This is a genomic window from Burkholderia sp. SIMBA_062 (assembly GCF_046534765.1).
GTDB lineage: Bacteria > Pseudomonadota > Gammaproteobacteria > Burkholderiales > Burkholderiaceae > Burkholderia > Burkholderia ambifaria.
This window is the reverse complement of sequence record NZ_JAWRYD010000014.1, coordinates 106,066-124,790: the sequence shown is the minus strand read 5'-3', so window position 1 is coordinate 124,790 and position 18,725 is coordinate 106,066. Positions and strand designations below refer to the sequence as shown.

The 18,725-nt window shown below is 70.1% G+C and carries 16 protein-coding genes; 4 read left to right on the top strand and 12 right to left on the bottom strand.

Annotation, left to right across the window (positions count from 1 at the left end):
- Positions 1-16 precede the first annotated feature (16 nt).
- Both SB786_RS17460 and SB786_RS17455 read left to right on the top strand, forming a co-directional pair.
- Entirely contained in the window at positions 17-730 is a 714-nt protein-coding gene (locus SB786_RS17460; RefSeq protein WP_410728516.1) for a PIG-L deacetylase family protein, read from the top strand.
- Positions 709-1,632 (top strand): glycosyltransferase family 2 protein, encoded by a 924-nt coding sequence (locus SB786_RS17455; protein WP_410728515.1) that lies wholly within the window; start codon positions 709-711, stop codon positions 1,630-1,632. The genes SB786_RS17460 and SB786_RS17455 overlap by 22 nt, the downstream gene beginning before the upstream one ends.
- Positions 1,633-1,649: 17 nt before the next feature.
- On the opposite strand, the gene SB786_RS17450 is transcribed toward SB786_RS17455, so the two are convergent.
- Positions 1,650-3,017 carry a sigma-54-dependent transcriptional regulator gene (locus SB786_RS17450; protein WP_006761829.1) on the bottom strand — a complete coding sequence of 456 codons (1,368 nt, stop codon included), beginning with the start codon at positions 3,015-3,017 and terminating at the stop codon, positions 1,650-1,652.
- Positions 3,018-3,370: 353 nt separating this feature from the next.
- Between SB786_RS17450 and SB786_RS17445 the strand changes: the two genes are divergently transcribed.
- On the top strand, positions 3,371-4,405 hold the full coding sequence (locus SB786_RS17445; RefSeq protein ID WP_410728514.1) for a sigma-54 interaction domain-containing protein: 1,035 nt from the start codon (positions 3,371-3,373) through the stop codon (positions 4,403-4,405).
- A gap of 61 nt (positions 4,406-4,466) precedes the next feature.
- Here SB786_RS17445 and SB786_RS17440 read toward each other — a convergent pair whose 3' ends face one another.
- The 11 genes from SB786_RS17440 to SB786_RS17390 all read right to left on the bottom strand — a co-directional run bounded on the left by SB786_RS17440 (position 4,467) and on the right by SB786_RS17390 (position 16,794).
- Entirely contained in the window at positions 4,467-5,417 is a 951-nt protein-coding gene (locus SB786_RS17440; RefSeq protein WP_410728513.1) for a glycosyltransferase, read from the bottom strand.
- A complete protein-coding gene (locus tag SB786_RS17435) occupies positions 5,407-6,483 on the bottom strand; it encodes a glycosyltransferase family 9 protein (protein ID WP_410728512.1) in 1,077 nt (358 codons plus the stop codon). Before SB786_RS17435 ends, SB786_RS17440 begins: the two co-directional genes overlap by 11 nt.
- Positions 6,480-7,481 carry a glycosyltransferase family 2 protein gene (locus SB786_RS17430; RefSeq protein WP_410728511.1) on the bottom strand — a complete coding sequence of 334 codons (1,002 nt, stop codon included), beginning with the start codon at positions 7,479-7,481 and terminating at the stop codon, positions 6,480-6,482. The genes SB786_RS17435 and SB786_RS17430 overlap by 4 nt, the downstream gene beginning before the upstream one ends.
- Positions 7,478-9,223: a carbamoyltransferase gene (locus SB786_RS17425; RefSeq protein ID WP_410728510.1), complete on the bottom strand. Its 1,746-nt coding sequence runs from the start codon at positions 9,221-9,223 to the stop codon at positions 7,478-7,480. Before SB786_RS17425 ends, SB786_RS17430 begins: the two co-directional genes overlap by 4 nt.
- A 3-nt stretch (positions 9,224-9,226) precedes the next feature.
- The gene (locus SB786_RS17420; RefSeq protein WP_410728509.1) at positions 9,227-10,429 is read right to left on the bottom strand and encodes a glycosyltransferase family 9 protein; all 1,203 of its coding nucleotides are present in this window, start codon (positions 10,427-10,429) and stop codon (positions 9,227-9,229) included.
- The gene (locus SB786_RS17415; protein ID WP_410728508.1) at positions 10,426-11,037 is read right to left on the bottom strand and encodes a D-glycero-alpha-D-manno-heptose-1,7-bisphosphate 7-phosphatase; all 612 of its coding nucleotides are present in this window, start codon (positions 11,035-11,037) and stop codon (positions 10,426-10,428) included. The genes SB786_RS17420 and SB786_RS17415 overlap by 4 nt, the downstream gene beginning before the upstream one ends.
- Positions 11,028-11,777 (bottom strand): SDR family oxidoreductase, encoded by a 750-nt coding sequence (locus SB786_RS17410; RefSeq protein WP_006755682.1) that lies wholly within the window; start codon positions 11,775-11,777, stop codon positions 11,028-11,030. Before SB786_RS17410 ends, SB786_RS17415 begins: the two co-directional genes overlap by 10 nt.
- Positions 11,778-11,982: 205 nt before the next feature.
- Positions 11,983-12,510, bottom strand: a complete 528-nt coding sequence (locus tag SB786_RS17405) for a hypothetical protein (protein ID WP_012372705.1) — start codon at positions 12,508-12,510, stop codon at positions 11,983-11,985.
- The gene (locus SB786_RS17400) at positions 12,452-15,274 is read right to left on the bottom strand and encodes an ABC transporter transmembrane domain-containing protein (RefSeq protein ID WP_410728507.1); all 2,823 of its coding nucleotides are present in this window, start codon (positions 15,272-15,274) and stop codon (positions 12,452-12,454) included. The genes SB786_RS17405 and SB786_RS17400 overlap by 59 nt, the downstream gene beginning before the upstream one ends.
- A gap of 47 nt (positions 15,275-15,321) precedes the next feature.
- Positions 15,322-16,182: a BON domain-containing protein gene (locus tag SB786_RS17395; RefSeq protein WP_410728506.1), complete on the bottom strand. Its 861-nt coding sequence runs from the start codon at positions 16,180-16,182 to the stop codon at positions 15,322-15,324.
- A gap of 264 nt (positions 16,183-16,446) precedes the next feature.
- Positions 16,447-16,794: a hypothetical protein gene (locus SB786_RS17390; RefSeq protein WP_006761716.1), complete on the bottom strand. Its 348-nt coding sequence runs from the start codon at positions 16,792-16,794 to the stop codon at positions 16,447-16,449.
- Between the two features lie 287 nt (positions 16,795-17,081).
- Between SB786_RS17390 and SB786_RS17385 the strand changes: the two genes are divergently transcribed.
- Entirely contained in the window at positions 17,082-18,668 is a 1,587-nt protein-coding gene (locus SB786_RS17385; RefSeq protein WP_410728505.1) for an ATP-binding protein, read from the top strand.
- The last annotated feature ends 57 nt before the right edge of the window (positions 18,669-18,725 follow it).

Sequence of the window (18,725 nt, the reverse complement as noted above, 5' to 3'; positions counted from 1 at the left end):
GGAGACTTTGAAAAACATGACCGCTCCGACACGCTGGCTCGTCATCTCGCCGCATCTCGACGACGCCGTCTTCAGTTGCGGGCAGTTGCTCGCGCAGGCCCCGGGCTCGGTGGTCGTCACGGTGTTCGCCGGGATTCCCGCGCGCGGGTTGGCCGCGCCGCCGTGGGATCGCCGGGCGGGCTTTCGCACCGCCGACGAAGCGGTGCGCAGCCGCCGCGACGAAGACCGGCGCGCGCTGGGCATGCTCGGCGCGCAACCGGTATGGCTCGACTTCCTCGACGATCAGTACGGCACGCCGGCCGCCTCGACGGCGATCGCCGCGCGCGTGGCCGACACGATCGACGCGCACCCGGGCTTCGGCGTGCTCGCGCCGGCCGGCCTGTTTCACCGCGATCACATCCAGGTGCAGCAGGCGGTGCTGACGCTGCTGCGCGAGAACAGCCGGTCGGCCGATGCGGCGCGCGTATGGCGCTTCTACGAGGATGTGCCGTATCGGCGGATCGACGGGTTGATGGCGAAGCGCGTGAGCGACTGGCGCGAGCACGGCTGGATCGGCCACCCGGTCGGCGCGCCGGCCGGCAACGGCAACGGCAGCGACGGCGCGGCAGCGAAGGCCGTCGCCGTGGACGCGTATGCGAGCCAGATTGCGCTGTTCGAGCCTCATATGCGCGCCGATCTCCGTGAACCCGAAACGTACTGGCGGCTCGAATGCGACAACGTGTCCGCGTAACGCCCGCGCGGGTCGCGCTGCCGCCGCGCGAAGCGCGCGTGACCGCGGTCGTGCTGACCTACCGGCGCGCGGAGGAACTCGCGCGCACGCTCGCACGGCTGTCCGACTTGCCCGACCGGCCCGCGATCGTCGTCGTCGACAATGGCGCGGACGACGATACGGCCGCGCTCGTGCGCAACCGCTTCCCGCACGTGGCGCTGGTGCATGCGCCGGCCAATCTCGGCGCGGCGGGGCGCAATCTCGGCGTGGCCGTCGCGCGCACGCGCCACGTCGCGTTCTGCGACGACGACACGTGGTGGGCGCCCGGCTCGCTCGCCGAAGCCGCGAACCTGCTCGATGCGTATCCGCACGTCGCGGCCGTCACCGCGCGCGTGCTGGTCGGCCCGGAACAGCGCGAAGACCCGACCTGCCGGCTGATGGCCGACAGCCCGCTCGAGGCGAGCGTCGCACTGCCGGGCCGCCCGATCCTCGGGTTGCTGGCCGGCGCGACGGCCTTCCGGCGCGACACGTTCGTGAAGGCGGGCGGCTATCATCCGCGCTACTTTCTCGGCGGCGAGGAGGCGCTGCTCGCGCTCGACCTGTATCGCGCGGGCGCGTGGCTCGTGTATGCACCGCACCTGACGGTTCATCATTACCCTTCGACGCAGCGCGACGTGCACACGCGCGCGAGCGTGTCGACGCGCAACGCGGTGTGGACCGCGTGGCTCCGATGGCCGGCCGGCGCGGCGCTCGCGCATACGCTGCGCATGCTGCCGCGCCTGTGGCGTGAACGCGGCGTCACGCATGCGCTCGCCGGGTTGCCGTGGATCCTGCGCGAGCGGCATGCGATTCCGCCGGAGGTCGAACGCATGCGCCGCCGCGTGGACGACGCCGAGCGTCGCCGCTCGCGTGCGCGTGCATGACCACGGCGCCAGGCACATCAGGAGTCCGGCTTTTCCGTTTCGTCTTCCAATTGGGCGAGCCGGTTGTAGATCGTTTTCAGGCTGACGTCGAGCACCTCGGCGGCCTGCGCCTTCACGCCGCCGCATTGCGCGATCGTGCCGAGGATCAGCTTGCGGTCGACCTCCTCGAGCGGCGTGCCAAACGGCACCGTGACGCGATCCTCGTGCGATTCGACCATGCTCGACAACTCGTCCATGATCGGCGGCGGCAGCGTGTCGATCACGTCGGCGTCGCTGAAGATGCTCGCGCGCTGCACGAAGTTGCGCAGCTCGCGCACGTTGCCGGGCCATGCGTAGGTCTTCAGTGCTTCGCGCGCGGCCGGCGCGAAGCGCAGGTCGCGGCCGCTTTCCTCGTTGTAGCGCTGCAGGAACGCGTCGGCGAGCATCGGGATGTCGTCGCCGCGCTCCCTGAGCGACGGCAGCGGGATCGGAAACACGTTGATCCGGTGAAATAGATCGGGCCGCAGCTTGCCGTCCGCCATCGCGGCTTCCGGATCGCGGTTGGTCGCGGCGACGATGCGCACGTCGACGTCGATCTCGCGTGTGGAGCCGAGCCGCGTGAGCCGCCCCGTTTCGAGCACGCGCAGCAGCTTGACCTGCGATTCGACGGGCATCTCGGTGATTTCGTCGAGGAACAGCGTGCCGCCGTCCGCGCGCTCGAAGAAGCCCTTGTGCTGCCGCTCCGCGCCGGTGAAGCTGCCGCGGTCGTGGCCGAACATCTCGCTTTCGACGAGGTTCGCGGCGATCGCGCCGCAGTTCACCGCGAGAAACGGGCCGCGGCGGCGCAGGCTCAGGTCGTGCACGGTTTGCGCGGCGAGCTCCTTGCCGGTGCCCGATTCGCCGGTGAGCAGCACCGACGCTTCGGTGCGTGCGACTCGGCCGATCGCGTCGTACACGGCCTGCATCGCGGGCGAGCTGCCGAGCATCCGGCCGAAGCGGCCGAGGCGCTGCAGTTCGGAGCGCAGCTCGGCGATTTCCTCATGCAGCGCGGTGGTGCGCGGCACGCGCGCGAAGATGCTGTTCAGCCGCTGCATGTTGAGCGGCTTCACCAGGTAGTCGGTCGCCCCGCGCCGCAATGCATCGATCGCGGTTTCGAGGCTCGCGTGACCGGTGGTCAGCACCATTTCGCAATGCCCGCGTTTGGGCAATGCGTCGAACAGATCCATCCCGTTGCCGTCCGGCAGTACGAGGTCGCACAGCACGAGATCGGGGGTATGTGTCGAGACGAGCGTGCGCGCTTCTTCGAGCGTCGCGGCGGTGTCGCACGCAAGCTGCTGCGCCTGCGCAAGTGCCGCGAGCATCGCGCGCGTATCGGCGTCGTCTTCGACAATCAGGACATAAGGCATCGAAGCTCCTTGTGATGCGGTCGGCGCGAGCATCGGCCGAAACCGCGGCGGGCATGCGATGCGGGGTACGACGCCGGGCATCCGGCAAAGGCAATACGATCGCACCGCATACGAACAAGCAGACAAGTTGTCCTGCCATGACAAACGACTGTTTAGCAGTATAGAAGAGGCGTGTCGCGCATTCGCCGCTCATCGAATAAATCTATCCGCCCGCGACGATCGCATTGCCAGATTCAATCTGGGGCCGCACGTATAAGCGGTATGCTTTCTACGTGAAAAACGGCGCCTGTCACGTCATTTTTTCACCTCGTCCCGACGGCTTCGGTCAAAACTTCCCAATGCGATAACAACTCATGTCGAAATCCGACGATGACGGCACGCGGCTGTTCGGCCGTTCGCGAACAATCCAGGACTTGCTGCTGAAAATTTCTCGCGTGGCGGCAACGCGCGTGAGTGTGCTCGTGGTCGGCGAAAGCGGTGCCGGCAAGGACATCGTCGCGCGGCTCATCCACGACATGAGCCCGCGCCGACGCGGGCCGTTCGTGCCCGTCAACTGCGGTGCGATTCCGAAAGACATCGCGGAGTCCCACTTGTTCGGACATGAAAAGGGCAGCTTCACCGGCGCCGTTGCACAACATGTGGGCATGTTCGAAGCCGCGCGCGGCGGCACGCTGTTTCTCGACGAAATCGCGGAAATGCCCGCGGAACTGCAGGTGAAACTGCTGCGCACGCTCGAATCGAACACGATCGTGCGGGTCGGCGGCCACGAAGCGATTCCGCTCGACGTGCGGATCGTCGCGGCCACCCATCACGATCCGGTCGAGGCCGTGCGCAGCGGCCGGCTGCGCGAGGACCTGTTCTACCGGATCGCGACGATCGCGCTGCACGTGCCCGCGCTGCGGCAGCGCGAGGACGACGTCGGCGACATCGCGCTGCAGATCGTCGAGCGGCTGAACGCGCGGCACCGCACGCGCAAGCGCCTGTCGATGCAGGCGATGAAGGCGCTGCGCGCGTACACGTGGCCCGGCAACGTGCGCGAGTTGCGCAACGCGCTGGAGCGTGCGTTCATCCTCGCGGACGACCAGATCGAACTGCAACTGCCGCGCCGCCTGCCGCCGCGCGAGGAAGTGCGTCACAACGCGATGACGCTGCATATCGGCACGACGCTCGCGCATACGCAGCAACGCTTCATCGTCGCGTCGCTGCGCCATTTCAACGGCGACAAGCCGCGCACCGCGAAGGCGCTCGGCATCAGCCTGAAGACGCTCTACAACCGCCTCGCGCTGCTGCCCGAACACGAGCGCAACGCGACGAGCGGCGCCAGCGGCACCGGCAGCGCCAGCAGCGCCGTGAGCGCGGCCACGCCGGCGAGCCCGCCAAACGCGTGAGCGCGCCCGCTCCGACGGTTGGGTCGATCCGGGCCCGTTCACGCCAGGGCGGGTTCGCGCCCTAGGCCGCGACGTCGCACAACGCGTCGTCCCAGTCGCGCGCGAAGCGCTCGATGCCGAACCGCTCGCACGCGTCGCGCTTCGCCGCCGCGCCCCACTCGCGCGCGAGTTCCGGATCGCGGATCAGCATGCGCATCGCGTCGATCAGCACGTCGGGCCGCGTATCGGCGACGCCGTTGTGACCGCTCCTCACGAGCTGCGCCATTTCGGTCGTCGCGAGCGCGACGATCGGCAGCCCGATCATCATCGCCTCGATCACCGCGAGCCCGAGGCTCGTGTAGCGGATCGGATTGAAGAAGAACCGGTAGTGCGACAGGAACTGCGGCAGCGCCGGGTTCGGCACTTCGCCGATGCCGCCGAGGTCGGCCGAGCCCATCCCGATCAGATCGAGCGGCACGCTGTGCCGCACGACCTCGAACAGGTCCGCGCCGAGACGCCGCCCGCGCCGCGCGAGGTTGTTCACGACCGTCACGCCCTTCGGCAGCGTGCCGCGATACTCGATACCGTCGGGCAGCAGCACGCCATGCTCGATCACGCGTGTCGGCGTGACGCCGTTGTCCCACATCAGCGCGTTGAATGGCGTGACGTGCACCAGCAACACGTTCGGGTCCTGCACCGGATGCAGCGTGTCGGTCGGATGCTCGCGCGGCGGATCGTGCTCGACGAACAGCGCGGGCAACGCACGCTGCGCGTCGCTCAGCAATTGCATCCGGTCTTGCTCGTAGTGGCGGTGATGCTGGTACAGCACGCAGTCGAACTCGGTGTCGCGCACGCATTCGACGCTCACCTCGTGCACGTTGTCGCCCCACGGCAGATGTCCGACCCGACCCGCATAGCCGGGCGGATGCCGCGGCTTCGTCACGAGGTAGAAATCGTGCGGCGCCTGCGACAGGTAATACAGATAGTTGCCATGCACGTGCCAGGTAAGCACGCGCAACCGCTTACGTGACATGACGTCTCTCCTCCGCGAGCAGTTCGCCCGCGCGTTCCATCACGTCGTCGACGCTGATCGCGCTCGCGCATTCGTGCCCGTACGGGCAGGTGTCGAACATGCACGGCCGGCACGCCGGGTAGTTCGCGATCACGCGATGACGTTCGGCATCGAGCGGCGCCCAGCGCGCCGTATCGCTGCCGCAGGCGACGACGATGCTCGGCGTGCCGAGCGCCGCCGCCACATGCGACACGCCCGTGTCGTTGCACAGCAGCAGCCGTGCGCGACCGATCAGCGCGGCCAGCGCGCCGAGCGGCGTGCGCCCGCACAGGTTCACGCACGGCCGCGCGAGCTGCTCGGCGAATGCGGCGGCCAGCGCGATTTCCGCGCGCGTGCCGGTCAGCACGATCTGCCAGCCGTCGGCCGCGAGCTGCCGCGCGGCGCTCGCGAAACGCTCGACCGGCCAGCGCCGCGACGCCATCCGCGCGCCCGGATGGACGATCACGTAGCGGCCCGGATCGAGCGCGTGCTCTTCGCACAGCACATGCCACAGCGCGTAGTCGAGGCCGCCGAGCGGGAATTCGAGGTAGTCGCCCCAGTCCGGATAGCCGAGCGTGCGCGTGAGCGACAGGCAGTGCGTGACCTCGGGTTCGCCGTCCCGCCAGGGGACCTGACAGTCGAGCGCGGTCGTGCCGCCGGCGGGCGGCACGAAACCGGCGGTGCGCGTCGCGCCGAGCGACGCGACGATCGCGTTGGTCTGCACGCCGCTGCCGTGCAGCTGGATCGCGAGATCGAAGTCGCGCGCACGGCATTCCGCGACGAACGCCTCGCGCGCGGCCGGCTCGGGTTCCGGCTGCTCGCCGAGGCCCGGCGCGCCGGGAAACGCGATGAAGTTGTCGATGTAGTCGGAGAAGCGCGACGCGAATTCGCGCGCCCACGGCAGCCCGATCAGCGTGATGCGCGCATCCGGTTCGCCGCGCCGCAGCGCGCGCAGCGCCGGCACCGCGCACAGCATGTCGCCGAGCTGCAGCGCGCGGAATACCGCGATGCGGCTCGGACCGGACGATGAAGCGGAATCGAACGTCATAGGAAAAACACCCGGAAGTGAAGCGCGCCGCGCATGCGCCAGTACAGCGACACGGGCGGAATCGCGATCGACGTGACGACCATCTCGGCGACATGCGACGGCGTGAGCCGCGTGCCGTGCAACCGCTTCGCGCAGAACGCGGCGGTGATCGCGGCCCAGGCGAGCGCGCACACGATGCCCGCCGTGCGCCAGCCGGCCGCGAAACAAGCGATCGCGCCGAGCGCGAACAGCACGGCCGCGTAGTAATTCCACGGCGGCATCGGCCGGATATGACGCCGATAGGTCGCGCGATGCTTCTTGTACAGCAGCGCGTCGAAATACACCTTCGACTGCTGGCCGATGCTCGCGCCCCAGCGCGCGGGGCGCACCGGATGCACGATCCGCGCGGCGTCGACCTCGACGATCGGCCCCGCATGCTCGCGCAGCGCGAACATCAGGTCGGCATCCTCGCGCCACGCGCGCGTGAAGCGTTCGTCGAAACCGCCGACGCGTTCGAGCGCCGCGCGCCGCACGAAGCAGTTCGCGGTCGCGAACTCCGCATGCGCGAGGCCGGCGGCGTCGCGTTCGTAGTCGGTCGGGCGCGGCCGCAGCGGCACGTCGATGCGCCCGGCGGCCGCCGCCGCCGACGGCGCGGCCTGCAGCGCGGCCGCGCCGTGGCGCAGCCAGGTCGGATCGGGAATCGTGTCGTCGTCGGTGAACGCGATCAGCGCGCCGCGCGCGCTGCGCCAGCCGACGTTGCGCGCGCCGGCCGGGCCTTGGGTGTCGGGCGCGGTCATGTAGCGGATCATCGGCACGTCGGCCACCCGTGCACGGCATGCGTCGACGGTAGGTCGTGCGCTGCCGGCCGGGTCGTCGTCGACGACGACGATCTCGTAGGTGGTCGGATCGAACACCTGCGCGCACAGCGCGTCGAGGCAGCGCTCGAGCAGATCGGGCCGCCGATAGGTCGGCACGACGACCGACACGACCGGCGGCAGTTGCGTGGCGCGCATGTTCATCTCGGCTTCTCCAGCAGGAACGAACCGATCACGAGCGCGTCGAGCGGCGAGGTCCAGAAGCATTCGATCGCGTCGCGCGGCGAACAGACGATCGGCTCGCCGCGCGTGTTGAACGACGTGTTGACGAGCACCGGCACGCCGGTAAGCGCGTCGAACTCGGACAACAGCGCATGCAGCAGCGGATGCTGCGCTTCGTCGACGGTCTGCACGCGCGCGGTGCCGTCGATGTGGCGCACCGCCGGAATCTTCGCTTCCGCCCCGGGCGCGACGTCGTACACGAACAGCATGAACGGCGCGCGCAGCGGCGTGCGCCGGCCGCCATTGAACCAGTGATGCGCATGGCTTTCGAGCACGACCGGCGCGACCGGCCGGAAGTCCTCGCGATCCTTGATCCGGTTCAGCTTGTGCTGCATGTCCGGATCGATTGGCGACGCGAGAATCGAGCGGGCGCCGAGCGCGCGCGGCCCGAACTCCATGCGGCCCTGGAACCAGCCGATCACGCGGTTCGCCGCGAGCAGCGCGGCCGTCTGCGCGGCGACGTCGGCAAGCCGCCGGTACGGCAACTGCGCCTCCTTCAGGAACGCCTCGATCGCGTCGTCGCTGTACGACGGTCCGAGATACGCATGGTCCATCCGCCATTCGCCGCGCATCCCGCGCATCCGGAAGTCGGTCCACAACGCGGCGCCGAGCGCGGTGCCCGCGTCGCCGGCGGCCGGCTGCACCCACACGTCGTCGAACGGCCCGCGATCGCGGATCTTCGCGTTCATCACGCAGTTCAGCGCGACGCCGCCCGCCATCGCGAGCTGCTGCTCGCCGCTCTCGGCGGCAAGCCAGTCGACCGCCTGCAACACCGTTTCCTCGAGCACCACCTGCAGCGCATGCGCGATGTCGCAGTGATGCGGCTCGATCGGGCCGCCGCGCTCGCGCGGCGCGCCGAACCGCGCGGCGAGATCGGCTTCGACGACCTCGTAGCGGCCTTCGCCGTTGTAGCTCACCAGCTTGCGCATCTCGTCGGCGAGCACCGGCTTGCCGTACGACGCGAGCGCCATCACCTTGTACTCGTCGGACGAATGCAGGAAGCCGAGGTAGCGCGTCACGTGCTCGTACAGCAGGCCGAGCGAATGCGGCAGGTTGACCTGGCCGAGCCGCCGGTAAGCCTGGCCGTCGAACACGCCGTAGCTCGTCGTCGCGCGTTCGCCGCGCCCGTCGAGCGTCATCACCGCGCAGTGGTCGTACGGCGCCGCGAGAAACGCGCTGGCCTCGTGCGCGAGATGGTGCTCGATGAAGTGCCAGCGGAACGGCCCGTCGTGCGCGACGCCGCGAAAGCGCCGCTGCAGGTGATGCGGCGCGCCGCCCGCGAGCTGGCGCGGCGCGTTCACGATCGACGACAGGAACAGCGGATGCCATGGCGATGCGCCGTCGGCACGCGGCGTGTGCGCGGACGGCGCCAGCGGCAACGTGAGCTCGGGCGTGTTGCCGTGCCGATCGAGTTCCAGCCACGGATCGTACGAATACGCGACATGGTCGACCTCGGCCAGCGTGATGTCGGCTTCCGCGAGACAGTAGTCGATCGCGTGATACGGCAGCTCCCAGGTCGAGAACGGCACCGGCCGCTTCGCGTGCTTCACGTGCGTGAAGCGTTCCTCTTCGGCCGCGGCGAGCACGACGCCGTCGCGCACGAGGCACGCGGCGCTGTCGTGGAACGCGGCGTTGATGCCGAGCGTGTAAGTGGATTCGGGCATGCGTCAGCTCCTGGTGATGACGTGCGCGAAGGGAATCACGTTCGATGCGTTCGCGGCGACCGGCTCGACGCCGCGTACGGCGGCGCGCGCGGCCGCGCGTTGCGCATGGCGCTCGCTGCCGCGCAGCAGCGCGTGCGTCGCCGCGACGACGTCGTCGACGCTCACGCCGAGCAGGCACGGATGCCCCGGCTGGTTGCATACGCTGCGATAGCAGTTGCGACACGGCACATCGACGTTCAACGCGCGATGCGGCACACGCCACGGCGTGTGCTGTGGGTTGGTCAGTGCGTACAGGTCGACGACCGGCGTGCCGAGCGCGGCCGCGAGATGCACGGGGCCGCTGTTGTTCGACAGCAGCAGGTCGGCCGTCTCGATCAGCGCGCCGAGTTCGCCGAGCGGCAGCGCACCGGCGAGCGGCACCGCGCGCGGCCCCGCGCGTCCGCACACCGCGTCGACGAGCGGCCGCTCGTCGGCGCTGCCGGTCACCGCGATCCCGTCGAACAGCGGCGCGAGCCGCGCGGCCACGGCGCCGAAGCGTTCGGCCGGCCAGCGCCGCGACGCCGCGCTCGCGCCCGGATGCACGACGAGCCAGCGCGCGCGCGCCGAGCCCGGCCGGCGCGGCCCGCCGATCCGCTCCAGCGCGGCACGCAGCCGTGCGTGCAGCGCATGGCGCGCCGCATCGCCGGGCTCGAACGCCATCCGCCAGTCGGACGTCTTCGCGCCGATCGAGCGCACCAGCGCGAGCTGGCGCGCGACCTCGTGGCGCACGAACGATTCCGGCTCGGGTTCCGGCACGCGGTCGGTCAATAGTTCATAGGGATTCTCGCGACAATGCGCGAGCCGCAGCGGGATGCCCGCGAGCCAGCACATCATCGCGGCCGGCAGCGGGCTCTGGCTGTACACCGTGAAGATCACGGCCGCGTCGAAGCGGCCGGCCAGCAGCCGGTCGATCATGTCGAGATCGACGACCGGATCGCCGCGCGCCGCCGGATGCTTGACCCACGGCGCGTCATACGTCCACACGTCGTCGACCATCGGCAGATGCTTCTCGAGCGCGGCGCCGGTGCGCGAGGTCAGCAGCGTGAGCCGGCGGCCGTGCCCGCTCTCCTTGAGCGCACGCAGCGCGGGCGTCGTCATCAGTACGTCGCCGAGGCTGTCGAGCCGCACGCACAGGATCCGGCGTGCACGATCCCACGCCGCGCTCATCGCCGCCCCCACGAGCCGTGGCGGCGCACGGCCTCGCGCACGACGATGTCGGCGGCGAGGTCGAGACGGGTGACCACGTGGAGCGGCGTGCGCCGGGCATCGATCCGCCATTCGGTCTCGTTGCCGCAGTCGACGAGGATCGTGCCGCAGCGTGCGGCGCGGCCGGCCTCGACGTCATCGAGGATGTCGCCGATCATCCAGCTCCATTCGGCGACGGCGCCGAGCGTGGCGAGCGCGCGGCGCACCATGCCGGGGCGCGGCTTGCGGCAGATGCAGTCGCAGGTATAGCGCGGCACGCTGCCGGCCGGGTGATGCGGGCAGTAAAAAAAGTCCGCCAGCACCGCGCCGTTCGCTTCAAATAGTTCGGCGAGACGCTGGCGGACCGCGCCAAGCTCCTGTTCGGTAAAGCGGCCGAGCGCGACGCCCGGCTGGTTCGACACGACCGCGATCGGCATGCCCGTCTCGCCGAGCGTGCGCAGCGCGCGCGCCGCTCCCGGCGCGAGTTGCATCCGCGCGGGATCGACGTTGTACGGCACGTTCTCGAGCAGCGTGCCGTCCTTGTCGAGCAGCACGGCGCCGGGCAGCCGCCGTTGGTGCTTCAGGGCCATGACGTCTCCTTCATCGGCAGCACCATCAGCTCCGGCACGACGGTGCCCGGCGGCTGCGTCAGCACGAAACGCACGGCCGCCGCGACGTGCTCCGGCGGCTGCAGCGTGTCCTCGTCGATGTCGGGGAAGCGGTCGAGCAGGAACGGCGTGCGCATCCCGCCCGCGACGATCGCCGACACGCTCACGCCGGCCGGCCGCAACTCCGCATGCAGCGCATGCGACAGCCCGAGCAGCCCCCACTTCGTCGCGTGATACGCGGACGCATTCGGCCACGCGCGCTTGGACGCCGTCGACGCGATGTTGACGATATGGCCGCTGCCGCGCGCCTTCATCATCGGCACGGCCGCGTGGCACATCAGGTACGGGCCGAACAGGTTCGTCATCAGCACCTGCTGCCAGGCTGCCACGCTGACGTCGTCGATCGGCGCGGTCACGTCGATCGCCGCGTTGTTGACGATCACGTCGAGATCGCCGAGCGCCTCGCGCGCGTCGTGCACCACCTGCAGCACCGACGCTTCGTCGCGCACGTCGAGCGGCCGGCCGACCGCCTGGCCGCCATGCCGCTCGAGTCGTTGCGCGACGGCCGCCGCGCGGTCGCCGTCGAGATCGGCGACGATCACGTGCGCGCCGTGTTGCGCCAGCTCCTCGCAGATGGCCTCGCCGAGGCCGCGGCCGCCGCCCGTGACGAGCGCGGTGCGGCCGGCGAGCGATTGGCGGGCGGGATCGTGAGTCGCGTTCACATGCACCTCCTGTATGCGTCCGAAGAATCGTCAGAATCGTGGCCGTGACACTTGTCGCGACAAGCGTCGGTACAGGGGTACAGCGAGAAGCATGCCCGTCTGCGCGCGCCCGCGCCGTGTCGGGGGGCGGCGCGCGGTCGCTGGCTTTTTTATAACGGGCTGTAAAAACGGGCCCGTGCGTTCCAGCGCGTGTTCACGCCCTGGCTCAGATCGCGAGCGCGTCCGGCGTCGCCTGCGCGCGGTGCTTCGCGAGCGCGCGCAGGCAGTGCGCGATGCAGCCCGCGAACGCCTCGTCGAACCACGGTTGCGCGCCCGACACGCCGACCACGATCCCGTGCTGCGCGACACCGCCCCACAGGTTCGTGTCGCCCGCGCGCAGCCGGTACGGCTCCAGCGCCTGCACGACGTGGCCGTCGCGGCCGGTTTCCCACGACAGCCGCGCCTTAGCGCGTGCATAGGCGCGATAGTCGGCATCCCAGTCCTTCGGGTCGGGCAGCGAGAACTCGTAAAGAATGGCGTCCTCGAACGCGGCATCGCGCGGCCCGAGCGCCGGATCCATGATCACGATGTGCAGACAGCCGCTGTCGCCGACGAAGTCGCTCTGCAACGCGGCCGACAGCGTCGGCAGCAGCAGCTCGACGGCGGCGACCGCGGCCTGGCGATCGGCGAACGCGCTACCGCCGCGACGCTGGGTCAGGGTTTCGGGGGACGTCGGATTCAGAAGGTTCGGCATGGAGTTCTCCGGAGGAAAACGCGAGCGCGCGCAGCGCCGCGATCAGGTCGTCCGCCGCGGCGGGCTTGGTCAGGTACGCATGGAAACCCGCTTCGACCGCGCGTGTGCGGTCGCGTTCGCGCGCATGGCCGGACAACGCGAGCGCCTCGAGCGGCGCGCGACCTTCGCGCGCGCGTTCGGCATCGAGCTGGCGGACCCGGCGCATCACCGTGTAGCCGTCTTCCTCGTCGTCGCCGAGATCGATGTCGCAGACGAGCAGCGCCGGCCAGTCCGCGCGGCGCGTGCGCCACAGGTCGTCGAGCAGCTCCTGCCCGGACGCGAACGCGTGCACCTCCGCACCGGCAACCTTCAGCAGCGCGGTGAGCGCCTCGCGCGCCTCGTCATGGTCGTCGACGCATGCGATGCGCACGCCGTCGAGCGATTTCGTCGGCACGGTCGTGCCGGCGCCCGGGCCGGCGCCAGCCGGCTGTACCGATGCCGGCGCCACCGCGCACATCGGTAGCGACAGGTGCAACGTCACGCCGTGGTCGTCGCGCTCGCGCACGACGTAGCCGCCGGCATCCTCGATCGTGTCCTGCAGCCGTTCGAGATCGAGCAGCGACAACTCCGGCGCCTCCACGCCCGCGCACGTGATCGTGATGCGCGCTTCCGGGTCGTGGCGCGCTGTGCGCACCTCGACCTGGCCGCCGCCGCTCGCGTCGATCCCGGCGCGGCACAGCTCCCACACGAAGCGGCGCAGCGCGGCCGGATCGGCCTCCACGACGAGATCCTCGTTCGACAGGTCGCGAAATACCGGCACGCCGCGCCGTGCGGCCGCCTCCGACAGCGAGTCGAGCACGTGCGCCACGAGCGGATTGATCCGCACCGGCTGCCGCGCGAATTTCGCTTCGGTGCGCTCGAGCTCGCGCTGCTTCGCCTGCAGCGACCACATCTGCGCATACACGCCGTCGCTCGCCAGCAGTTCGTCGTGCGTGCCCTGCTCGACGAGCCGGCCGTGCTCCATCACGAGAATCCGGTCGGCATCGACGATCGTCGACAGCCGGTGCGCGATGATGAGGCTCGTGCGGTGCCGCGCGACGCGCATCAGTTCCTGCTGGATCGCGCGCTCCGAGCGCGTGTCGAGCGCCGACGTCGCCTCGTCGAACACGATGATCGGCGGCGCCTTCAGCAGCGCGCGCGCGATCGCGACGCGCTGCCGCTCGCCGCCCGACAGCCGCACGCCGCGCTCGCCGACCCGCGTGTCGTACGCATCGGGCAGCCGCTCGATGAACGTGTCGAGCTGCGCGCCGCGCGCGGCCGCGATCACGTCGCCGCGCGTCGCGTCGCGCTTGCCGTACGCGATGTTGTAGGCCAGCGTGTCGTTGAAGAGGATCGTGTCCTGCGGAACGATGCCGAGCGCATCGCGCAGGCTGCGCTCGGTCACGAGACGCAGGTCCTGGCCGTCGATCCGGATCGTGCCGGCATCGGGCTGGTACAGCCGGAACAGCAGCCGCGCGAGCGTCGACTTCCCCGAGCCGCTGCCGCCGACCACCGCGACCGACTGGCCGGGCTCGACGCGAAACGACACGTCCCACAGGATCTGCCGGCTCGGCTCGTAGCCGAAGTCGACATGCTCGAACTCGATCGCGCCGCCGCGCACCGCGAGCGCCTGCGCACCCGGCGCGTCGCCGTCCTCGCCCGGCTGGCCGCGCGCATCGAGCAGCCCGAACAGCCGCTCGATGTTGGTCATCGCGTCGTTCGCCTCACGGAACACGAAGCCGAGCGCGTTCAGCGGCAGGCTGATCTGGATGATGTACGCGTTGATCAGCACCAGGTCGCCGACCGTCATCGTGCCGCGCGCGACATACTGGCCGGCGAGCAGCATCACCGCCGCGATGCCCGCGCCGATGCACGCGCTCTGCCCGATGTGCAGCGTCGACAGCGCATACTGATTCTCGACGCCGGCCTCGCGCCAGTCGTCGAGCACGCGTTCGAGCCGGCTGCGCTCGACGTCCTCCCGAGCGAAGTACTTGACGGTGTCGACGTTCAGCAGGCTGTCGACCACGCGCGAGTTCGATTCGGCCTCGAGTGCGTTCACGCGGCGCTGGTAACGCATCCTCCGGCGGGTGAACACGGTCGTATACGCCGCGTAGACGGCGAACGTGACGAGGATGATCGCGGTGAAGCCGCCGCCGTACTTGCTGATCACGATCACCAGCACCGAGCCGATCTCGATCGCGGTCGGCACGACCGTAAACACCGCGACGCCGAGCAGGTAGCCGATGCCGGCCGTGCCTTTCTCGAGATCGCGCACGACCATGCCGGTCTCGCGCTGCGAATGAAAGCGTGCGCCGAGCCGGTGCAGGTGGCCGAACGTGCGGACGGTAAACGATGCGACCGTGTGCTGCGTGACCTGCACGAAGGTCATGTCGCGCACTTCGTTCAGCGCGTTCGCCGCGAAGCGCACGACCGCATACGCGAACAGCAGCAGCACCGGCAGCGCGATCGGCTGGCCGGCCGCGCGGCCGAACCCGTCGACGATGTCCTTCAGCAGCAGCGGCACCGATACGGCCGCCGCCTTCGCGCACAGCAGCAGCACGATCGCGGCGAACACGCGCGCGCGATAATGCCGGATCGCGCGCCACAGCTCGAGCGCGATGCGCATGCGCAGGCCGCGTGCGTCGCGGTCGCGGCTGTCGCGGGCATCGCCGCGGCGGTCATCGCGCGCGCCGGTGCCGCGTGGGTCGCGGCCGTCGCGCGCCGGCTCGTCGGTGCCGGCCGTCATGCGCGCGATGCCTGGGTCCGTGGTCGAGTCATTCCGCGCATCGGCCGTCAATGGTGCGATTCGCGGTCGCGACCGGTGCCGCTGCCCGGTTCGGGGTCGCGCGCGGCGGGCTGCGTCGGCGTGACGGTGCGTTGGGACGGATGCAGCACCGTGCCCGGTTCGTGTTCGTCGTCGTCGCGGCGCACCCGCACGCGGTTCTCGACGTCGCGCACGCACATGCAGCCATCGGCGATGTCCTCGATGTCGTGCTTCATCCAGCGCGACGGCACGGTGCCGTCCAGTTCGACGCGGCCTTCGCGCACCTGCACGGTGACGTCGCTCACGTCGATGTCGAGCGCATGCGCAAGCCGCTCGCAGACGTCCTCGCGAATGCGCTCGTCCGAGCGCGTATAGCCTTTCGGGCCACGGCGCTGGCGCATGGCCTCGCGTTGCGCATCGGTACGGCGGGGATCGCGCGGATCGTGGTCGCGCTCGCCGCCGTACCAGCCCATCCGGTGCTGCTCGCGAAACCCCGGCTGATCGCCGCTATACCGACCTTCGCGGCCTTCGCGGCCCTCGCCGCCTTCCGCGCGACGACCGCGATTGCCGTAGCCGCGCTCGGCTTCCCACTCCGGTTCGCGCGAACCGCCCGGCGCGTCGCGCCAGTCGGCGCCGACCTCTCCAGGACCCCGCTCGGCCGACGTGCGCGCCGAGCGTTCGCTCCATTCGCTGCCCCAGTCTTCCGGGCCGACGGTCTCACTCGCGAAGCGCCGGTACGCGGATTCATAGTCGGCATCGTGCCGCCGGGATTCACCGCCGCGAAAGTCGCGCTCGTCGCGCTCGCCGCCCCGGTACATGCGTTCGCCGCGTTCCTGCCAGTCGGGCGGCCCGCTGCGTTCGGCCTGCCGTCCGAGATATCGTCGTTGCATCGTGTCCTCCTTGCGCGCCCCAGTGCCGCGCACGGCTCCATGCCGCATCGCGGCGCGCGTCGTTCGGTCGGTTGCAAATCGCATGCCGCGTTGGTGGCGGGCCCCACACCGCCAAGCGGGCGGGCGGCTCGTCGATTTGCGCCGTCGCCCGCTTCTTCGGTTTCGTGGGGAATCTGCTGTCGAGCGTCAGTCGCCGGTGCCGGCGGCCGCCCCAATCTGCAACGCGATTGCAGTTTTTGCGCGGAACGGCGCCGCATCGGGTCCCTATGCGCCGCCCGTGCCCGGGTCTGTCGGCTCATCCGGATCGTCGAGCCGTTCCGTGCGGTCCGGCTCGATATCCGCGGCGTCCTCCAGCCCCGCATCGCCGTCCGCGGACGCGCGCTCGCCGGTGCCCGCGCGGTCCGTATCGCTGTCGAGCGCCGCGTCGCCGCGCTCCAGCGCGTGCTCGTCGAGCGGCGAATCAATGTCGAACGGATGGCGCCGCGCGCCGGCAGTGTCGCTGCCGCTGTCGGACGAGTCGCTCGGGCCCAGCGCGCGGCCGTCGCGGCCGCGCGTCGCGTTCTCGTCGTCCGGGCCGGTCGGTTCGTTGTCGGGATTCAATGTACTGTTCATGTCGATGTCCTCGTGTTCCGCGCGGCCGCAGGGCCGCCTGCATGCCCGATGTGTCCGGGTAGCGCCGGTCGGACCACGACGCAATCGGCATGCCGCGTCCGCGGCGATCGACCTCCCGCAGCCCGATCGCCCGCGTCATCCGACACGCGGCATGCACAATGCGCACCCATTGATCAGGTGAATCGGGTTCCCGTATGCTTTCGAGCGACTCAATCCGGTTCGAATCGCCGCCGGGAGGCCCGCGGCGGCCGGGCGGCCTGAGGCCACACTCATTTGACTTCCGTTCGATGAACAAAGACGACGCCATTTCCGAATTGCCTCCGCCGCTCGGCCCCGCCGATGCACGCGATCTGCTGCATCGCTTCGCCGAGTTCCGCTTCGAAACCGTCGTGGGGGCGATCACCGACTACGCGGTGTTCATGCTCGATCCGCAAGGCAACGTCGCGACCTGGAACGCGGGCGCGGAGCGGATCAAGGGCTATCGCACCACCGAGATCATCGGCCACCATTTCTCGCGCTTCTATCCGACCGAGGCGATCGCCGCGAGCCGGCCCGCGTTCGGGCTCCACGAAGCGACCGTGCATGGCCGTTTCGAGGACGAAGGCTGGCGCGTGCGCAAGGACGGTTCGCTGTTCTGGGCGAGCGTGACGATCACGGCCGTTCGCGATCATGCAGGCCAGCTGGCCGGCTTCATCAAGATCACGCGCGACATGACCGAGCGCAAGCGGCTCGCCGAACTGGAAATGTCGACGCACCGGCTCAGCGTATTCATCGCGATGCTCGCGCACGAACTGCGCAACCATCTCGCGCCGCTGCGCCACTCCGTCAGCGTGCTCCAGACGCTGCCCGACCCGGCGCCGATGCTCGCGCAATGCCGCGACGCCGTGCACCGTCAGGTCGGACAGCTGACGCGGCTGGTCGACGATCTCCTCGACGTCGGGCGCATCACGGCCGGCAAGGTCGAGCTCGAGAACGCGCCGGCGACGGTGCGCGACGTCGTGTGCCGCGGCGTGGAGAGCATCCAGCCGAAGCTGGCCGCGCGCCAGCAGCATCTTCGTGTCGAACTGCCGCCCGAGCCGGTCGTGGTGCGTGGCGACGCCGCGCGGCTCGTGCAGGTGCTGCATAACCTGCTCGACAACGCATCCAAGTTCTCGCCGCCCGGCGCGCGCATCGACGTCGCCGCCGACCGCGAGGGTTCCACCGTCGCGATCCGCGTGACCGATCACGGCGTCGGCATCGCGGCGGGCTCGCTCGAAACGATCTTCGACCTGTTCGACCAGGACGGCGTGCCGGGCCGGCGTCCGTCCGACGGCTTCGGCCTCGGCCTCGCGATCTGCCGGTCGTTCGTCGAGCTGCACGGCGGCAGGATCTCCGCCGAAAGCGACGGCCCCGGCCACGGCGCGACGTTCACGGTACGGTTGCCCGTCGAGCACCAGGTGCCAGCGGCACGGGCCGAAGCGCCCGCGCCGCGCGCCGGGAAACCGGCCGCCGCGCCGCTGAACATCGTCGTCGTCGACGACAACCGCGACTCCGCCGACACGCTCGCCGTGCTGCTGCAGTTGAAGGGGCACGCGCCGCGCGTCGCGTACAACGCGAACGACGCGCTGGCGCTCGCGCGCGAAACCCTTCCGCACCTGATGCTCATCGACCTGTCGATGCCCGACGTCGACGGCTACACGCTGCTGCACGAACTGCGCGCGATCGACACGCCGGGCGGCATGACGTGTGTCGCGCTGTCCGGTCATGCCAGCTCATCGGATCTCGCGCGCACGGCGCGCGAGGGCTTCGACGATCACCTCGTGAAGCCCGTCGAGATGGCGGTGCTCGACGCCCTGCTGCAGCGTGTCGCGCGCACGGTGCATGGCACGCCATGACCGTGTGCGCGATCGCTCACGCCCGCGCTGACGTCTTCCCCGAGCCCTCACGCAGGC